At 47.9% G+C, this 7,223-nt stretch carries 6 protein-coding genes; all 6 read right to left on the reverse strand.

Features of this window, described 5'->3' with window-relative positions:
• Positions 1–278: 278 nt before the first annotated feature.
• On the reverse strand, positions 279–1,613 hold the full coding sequence (locus FJZ26_02740) for a hypothetical protein (GenBank protein MBM3229325.1): 1,335 nt from the start codon (positions 1,611–1,613) through the stop codon (positions 279–281).
• Between the two features lie 38 nt (positions 1,614–1,651).
• Positions 1,652–2,632 (reverse strand): hypothetical protein, encoded by a 981-nt coding sequence (locus FJZ26_02745; protein ID MBM3229326.1) that lies wholly within the window; start codon positions 2,630–2,632, stop codon positions 1,652–1,654.
• 30 nt (positions 2,633–2,662) lie between these two features.
• Positions 2,663–3,763 (reverse strand): hypothetical protein, encoded by a 1,101-nt coding sequence (locus FJZ26_02750; protein MBM3229327.1) that lies wholly within the window; start codon positions 3,761–3,763, stop codon positions 2,663–2,665.
• A gap of 227 nt (positions 3,764–3,990) precedes the next feature.
• On the reverse strand, positions 3,991–4,842 hold the full coding sequence (locus FJZ26_02755; GenBank protein MBM3229328.1) for a hypothetical protein: 852 nt from the start codon (positions 4,840–4,842) through the stop codon (positions 3,991–3,993).
• A gap of 52 nt (positions 4,843–4,894) precedes the next feature.
• A complete protein-coding gene (locus tag FJZ26_02760; protein MBM3229329.1) occupies positions 4,895–5,260 on the reverse strand; it encodes a hypothetical protein in 366 nt (121 codons plus the stop codon).
• A gap of 264 nt (positions 5,261–5,524) precedes the next feature.
• On the reverse strand, positions 5,525–6,100 hold the full coding sequence (locus FJZ26_02765; GenBank protein MBM3229330.1) for a hypothetical protein: 576 nt from the start codon (positions 6,098–6,100) through the stop codon (positions 5,525–5,527).
• Positions 6,101–7,223 lie beyond the last annotated feature (1,123 nt).

Genomic DNA, 7,223 nt, shown 5'->3' on the forward strand with positions numbered 1-7,223 from the left:
GAAAATCTCTTTGGGAATGTCTCTATGTAGTCCTTTGCAAGCTTGTCTGAAAACCATTGCCTGTAGTCAACGTATTTTTCAGCTTCTTCTATGTTTGTTATTTCCCTGCCTTTTGCCATTGACAACCACCTTTTAGATTTCGTAAATGCAGAAACTCCGATATTTAATTTTGCCTTTTCTTACTTATAAGCATATTGGTTGGCATATATGTGGATTGAGTGGCGCATGCTGCACCGCAAAGCAGAGGCATCGCAAAGCAAGTACTGACCAGGCGCAAGCTAAAATTTATTTATTAGCTTATCTTTTTTTATTTTTGGCAGGACAACTCCAGGGTATTGCTGCTTGCTTTGTTGGTTTTGTTCTACTTGCACAGGCCGGTCCTGCTGATTTTCTGTTTTTTGCCCCGAGTCTTGGCCCTGTTGGTTTAGCTTTTGCTCCCGCAGTTGCTGCTCCTGCAGCTGCTGCCCGGCTTTTTTTCTGTTTTCCTCAACGACTCTTCTGGCTGCTTCCTGCTCGTCAGCCTGGACTTGCTCCCTGCTTGGTGGCGCAAACGGATCGTAAATTGCCTTGCCAGACCGAAGAATGTTTGGGGCGATGGCAAGAAGTTTTTTTGGCTTTGACGTAAATGAGATTGATTTGAGTGATTTTTTTGTAAGGTGCCAGGGTGCGCCTATGAAGGCCCCTGCCGCAGTATGAAGAAGGTCGGCTGAGGCAGAGGCAGGGTACGCAAACCATTTTGGCGCTGAAATGCCTTCCTGGCCCATCTTGTGCGTCTTTTTTATCCAGTGGAGAGGGTCCCTGTATGGAATTGCAAGAAACGAGCTTACTTTTGCCCTGATTCCTTTAGCACTTGTTGTGCCTGCAGGAGCCCTGTATTTGTTTTTGAAAAGTTTTGCAAGGTCTTCAAGGGCTGCCTTTGCAGCCTCGCACTTTTCAAATTTGCCCTTTGTTTCAAGGGTGGACAAGTGCGGCTCAAGGTGCGATATAAATGCAGCGCCAAATATCTTCGGGCTTACCGACTGGGCCGCCCCCCTGGCAGTTGACTTGAGCTGCGCATCTGATATTGCCTTTGTCGCCGCCTGCACAAGGGTTTGCTTGACTGATTGGTAAATTTCTTCCTTGGTTTGTTCAAGTGCCCTTGTTTTTGCCGCATTTACTGCCTTTATTCCAAATTCGGATTTCACTTCCTTGACAGCATCCCTGACAACCGAGGATGTGATGTTTTTGACCTCTTTTTTGGCGGCATCCAGGGCAACCAAAGCTATTTTCTTGTTGCCGACCCCGACTGCAGCTTTAGCAGTTGAGCCAAAACCCTCGCCAGCCCTTGCAAGCCAGGCCGTGATTTCCTTTTTCAGGGTTTCCCGAACTGGCTTAAAGGCGGCTTTTGCGCCAAGGCCGCCTGGGTTGAGGGTTGCAATGTCAAGTGCAAGGGTGCCAATGGACAGCATGGCATAGCCGGAGCCTGCCATGTAGTTTCCATCCCTGAATGAGAGATATGCGTCCCTACCTGAGATATAAGAGCTGAAAATAGGTGCAAACTCCAAAGCCTTGGTCCATGTGGATTTATCGCTTGGCTTTTGGTAGTCGAAAAACAATTGAAAAAGCAATGCCAATGTTTCACCATTGAATTAAGCGGGTTTTGTGCATCAGGCTAAAACAGGTCTATAATCTTTTTTGACTGGGATGTATCTACAGAAGTCTGACCTGCGCCAGGTTGTGCCATGCCAGGTGGGGGTTGATTAAGGTCGCTGCGCTGCTGCTGGTTTGCATTTTGCTGTGCTGCATCGAGCTGTTGCTGCTTCTTGTCTGAAAGCTGGGACTGCTCCTGATTTTCGCCAAAAACATATCCCTTGAACTGGCCCTTAAGGCCATAGTACATTGCAGTGTGGAACCTGCCGCTTCTTATGAGCTTTTTTGCGGCTGATGCTGTTGACTGCTGCGCAGTGCGAAGGCTTGCAGTTGCCTCCTTGAGAAGCTTCTGTTTTTTTGGGACAGATGTGACGGATTTTGCAAGTTTAATGTCCTGATTTGCAAGCTCAAGGAGCACTTGAGCCTCCTTGACCTCCCCAGTTGCCTTTGCCCGCTTGCCAGAAAAAAGTATGTTTTTCGGGTTAAGCTTGCCCGTATTGAGCTTTGGAATTGAATTGAGATTGATTATTTTGTTTGTCTTGGCTATGTGCCTTTCAGTCTGCTCCACTGTTTTTTCAAGAAGCTTTGTGGCCTCGCCAAGGCCTTTTTTTGTGGTTGTTTCGCCAATCTGGACTGCGGTCTGCTCTGTCATCCTCTGCGCGGTTTTTGCTGCTGCCTCCTTGCCCCAAATTTTGCCAAAACCGCAAAGCGCCTTTATGCCGCGCATGAGGCTCCCTTGTGCAGCTGCCGCGGGTGCTGTTGCAGTGCCAAATGAGCCTACAATTGCAACTCCTGTTACAACATCAAGTGCAGCAGAAGCAACAGTCAAAGCAGATAGCGCAAAGCCCTTGGCTGTGCTACCATCCTTGAAGGCAAGATATGCGTCCCTGCCGGTTATCCATGTGCCGGTTACCGGCATGAACTCCGCTACCCTTGTCCCAACGGATTTTTCCGCCTCTGACTGATAGTTAAAAACACCAAGCTGGAAAGTCAACAAAGACATTGGATTCACCTCTTAACTCACGTTGCTTCTTCACTGGCTCCAAAGCTCGCCGTATTTTTCCTTGAGCTTCTCAAAGTTTCGCCCAAGTTTCTTTGCAATCTGCTCCCTTGCATCATCATCCTTGGCTGCAAGCAGCCTGCGGGCGTTTTTAGTCCCAAGGCTTAAGTACATGTCAGTGACAAGGGCGACATTTTCAAGCTCGCCTGACAGCTCCTTTCTTGCAGTGCGGGTAAGCCTGCTTTGCCTGACTTTGATTTTCTTTGCACCCTCTCCGTGGGTCACATCATAATATGCCCGCTCAAACGCATCGTACAGCTTGGAGTTGAACTGCTGCTGGGACAGGCCACCAGCATACTTTTTCATTTCATCGTATGCCTCCTTTGTGATTGCCTGGCTGTACTCCTTTTTGTGGATTAATTCTGCATCGACTTCAACCCTTATCGGAACAGTGGAAATTGTCCCGGGGCCTGAGACAATGGAAGAGATAGGCCTTTTCACATGGTCGGCTATTAGGGAACTGACGTCCGCATCGCTAAGAAGGACAAGGGCAACGTTCGCATGCTTCAGGGCCATGTCCTTATCGCCCCTGTTAAGTGACTCGACTGCCCCTTTTGCCGATTTGGAAAGCTCCCAGAACAACCCGTCTTTATCAGCTTTGTCGTCAAAAAACTTAGTGGAGAGGGTCGAGAGGAGTTGCTTGGCGTCCCACATCGGGCTTCCAGAGCCCGAGGACAGATTGTACTGTATTTTGGTTATAGACACGTAAAGGTCTGTTGTGTCAACAAGCATGTCTATTGCCTTGAGGGCTTTGGAATAGTCCGGTCTGGCTGACGTGAGCTGGGCGCCTATCTCTGTTTTTACGGCACTGATTATATCCATATAGGGTTTTGGCAAAAGCCTTGAGATGTAATCCAAGCTCATTTTCGATGGGTCGAACTGATTTTTGTAATTCCTTGAGATGGCATTTTCCGCAGATTTAACAAGGTTTAGGGCATCAGTTGCCTTCCCTTTAATCAGGTCTTCTCTTGCAACTGAGAAAATGTCCTGGTATTGGGCCCATCTTGTGGCATTTTGCCCAACCTCGTCTGAGACCCTGGATGTTGCCATCTTCATCGAAAACACAAATACCACATAAATCACCTTTTCCTTCGTTAGGTTCTATTTGCCAAGTGCGCCGCTCTCACTGCTGCTCTCGCATCATTTTCAAAAGCTCTTCGTGGGTAAGTTTCTTTTTTGGCAAATTTACACCTGATTTTCGGGGTTTTTGCCCGGGCTCATTTTTCCTGGCTTTGTCATCTTCCACTCTCTGCTTTTCAGGGATCTTGCTCTCGGATTTTTGACGTTCAATTGTTTTGGCGTCAGTCACTTTTCCAGGTCTTGAAACTTTTGACTTGTCCGGAAGGACCGACGGGATTGAGTCCTTGGAGCTTGCCGGACGTTTGTTGGCTTGGTTTGAACTTGCTTTCAAGCCATTCCGTTGCACTGTACAGGTGTGGCTCTGCCCAATCACCGATAGCAGGGGTTTGCCTAAAACCAACGCCCCCCACCAAGCCAACCCCGATGGGCCATGCGGTGCCTTTGACCAGTGCCATAGTCGCGTCCGTCACCGCGCTTTGCGCCTGCCTTGAGGTTTTAACCAGTTCCAAAACTGCGTCTTTTTTGAGTGTTACTTGCCTTGCGCCCCCGGCTGTTTTCAAGGCCACTGCAGACTGCGTTGCCGATAGCGTGACCAGCCCCGAAACCTTTGTGCCAAGCTTGCGCAGTGCCGGGTCTGCACTCTGAAGCGTTGCCATTTGAGGGCGATTTAGTTGATTGAGCCTGTTTAGCTCCCTGGATGCAAACTTTGTTTCGTTCATTGCAGTCCTTGCAGTTGCATTGAGCTCCCGCGCGGTTGCACTTTTCAGGGTTGTCTTTGTGATTTTTGTGCCGACCTGTTTTGCAGTCAGGCCAAACAGCTCGCGTGTTGCTGCCTTTATGCCCATCTTGCCCATTGCGCCTGCGCCTGCAAAAATGCCTGATGCCATAAGAACATCTGTGGCTGCCGAGGCGATTGTGATTATGGACATGACAGCACCCCTGCCAATGTTTCCGTCCTTGAACTGCAGATAGGCGTCCTTTCCAGTAATTATTGTTCCGGCAACCGGCACAAACTCCCCCGCCTTCTCGTACCATGACTTGTTTGCCGTCGGGTCTGCGTATACAGGTGACATTAATATCCCTCCGAAATAACTTTACTGGCTAATTTACAGCTCTTGCAGTTTTTTACGCCGATGCAGCAACCTGCGCCTTCAATGTGCCAATAAAGCTGTCTGCAATCTGCTTTCCGTTGTTTTGCTCAAGCCATTTTTTAATCATGGCAAAATTGGACCTGAACTCCTTGTTTGAGTCAATTGCCTTTCTAAACGAGGTGTTCTGGCTGTAGGTGTAATAGACAAGAAGAGAGTACATTGTAAGCACGTTTTGCGCTTCCTGGTAGATGTACTGCCTGTCAGAATCAGAAGAGACTGCGGAAAATCTCTTTGGGAATGTCTCAATGTAGTCCTTTGCAAGCTTGTCTGAAAACCATTGCCTGTAGTCAACGTATTTTTCAGCTTCTTCTATGTTTGTTATTTCCCTGCCTTTTGCCATTGACAACCACCACGTGCCAAGTTTATATCCTGCTGTAAAGCAGGTGCAGGGGCAGGGGCAAAACGCCACGTGCCTGCAAGACAGCAGCGATTATTTTACCAAAATTGGGAAATTTGAATTAATAAAATGGTTGGTTGGGTTTCGAGGGTGGGATGGTTTTTGGTTGTTGCTGGTTTGGTTTTTGGTTGTTGCTGGTTTGGTTTTTTGTTTTTGGCTGGCATAACTAACTTGCCTGCAATTATTTTGTTGTATTCTGTCGTGGTTTCATTTTTCCTCGTTGAGTATCAGCTTGTATTCGGCTTTTAACTTGTTGTATGCATCGCGGGCGAAAAAAACCAGCACGCCTGCAAGTGTTGTTGTGGGGGCGACCACAAGCCCTGTTGCAACTGCTGCCCTGGCAAGCCATCTTGCCTTTGGAAAGTGCTTGGCGTATTTTACTGCAAGCACATCTGTTGCCTCGTCGGTTTTTTGGGCTATTTTCTCCCTTGTCTTTGGAAAGAAAAATCCTTTTGTCTCAAGAGTTCCATCTGCTGCCTGTTTCCTGAGTTTTTTTAGGCGCTGCTCCCTTGAAGTTGAAGCAGGAAGCTTGGAGCCTGCAGCCTTGGATTTGCCCGGGTTTTTGGTTTTTTCCTTGCCAGCATTCTTTTTCTTGCCCGCATTTTTCTTGGCAGATTCCATGCCTTGCTTAAAGCCGCCCCTAAAAGAGGCATACATTTTTGTGAACATGTTGCCTGCTTGCGGCTTGCCGGCCGTTTTCGTTTTGCCGGTTTTTTCATCCTTGGCAGCCTTGCCATTTGAATCAACCAGGACAAGCCCGGGGATTTGTGATTGCCTTCCCATAAATTCACCAACGTGGGTCTTTTCAAACATTGCATTAATCGTGACCGCCGTGCCCTCCATCCTCTTGTGCAGGTGCCCGAGTGTTTGAAACAACCGAATAGATTTTATCTCTGACAGCTTTTGCAACTGTTGTTGCAAACAGGGCGCCAACCACATAAAGCGCATGGTCAACTGCAAAATTGGCAACGTCACCCACGATTTTTCCAACGCCGTTGAATGCCTTTGCTATTGCAGGCAAAAAGTCCATGTCGCTTACAATCCAGTAACCCAGTGAATATATAACGCCACCAGATGCTGCAATAGACACAGGCCAGCCAAAGCCGCCCCACCTTAATCCGCCTTTAGCAGATCTTATTGAAGCAGAAACGCGACTAAGCACGTTGCCGAATAAACCAGTTAGAAACTTGCTGTTTGAGACAATTGGCCCAAATAGCATCCTTACTCTGTGTTTTTCAAGCTCCAGTAGTTCAGTTGATATCGCCTGCATGCGCTTGTTGACTTTTTTATTGTACGTGTCAATCTCCTTCTTTTTCCCCTGCCTTGCAGCCTTAAGGGCTTTTTTCCTTGAAGCTGCAGAACGGAATTTATTAAGCTGCGGCGTCGTAAGTTTGATTGCCTTTGGAGAGTATGAACGCAGTTTTGCATTTTCTAGGTCCAGGTCATTCTGTTTGGTTGCAAGCTTATTTGCCGTATCAGTAGCTTCATACACGCGGTTTTTGCTGACGGCCTTCCCAAAAGCGTAAAGTGCCGCCCCAACCACAAGCCCCACGAAAATTGGAACCTCGGTTGCAAAACTCAATACCGGTTTTAAAACCTCCTTCCCGTCATTCCAAGTTTTAACAAACGGATTTTGGGGCTGGGCAGTAGTAAGCTGGGTGGTTTGGTTAGGGGTGGTTTGCACAGCCTGGTTGTTTTTTTGGGGGGGTTGGTTGAATGCATCCATCAAGGCCTTTGAAGATTTTGAGATGGGCGGCAAGATTGTGCTTTGATTTGATTGCTTGGCATCTTGAGCCGGGATTGAAGCGTTTTGGGTTGGCTCATTGTAAAGCCAGTGCTTTGCAAAATCAGCTCCAGTAAGTGTAAAGGCGGACGCAGCGGCAGCTTTTCCTGCAACACTGACAGA

The sequence above is a fragment of the Candidatus Parvarchaeota archaeon genome (genome assembly GCA_016866895.1).
GTDB lineage: Archaea > Micrarchaeota > Micrarchaeia > Anstonellales > VGKX01 > VGKX01.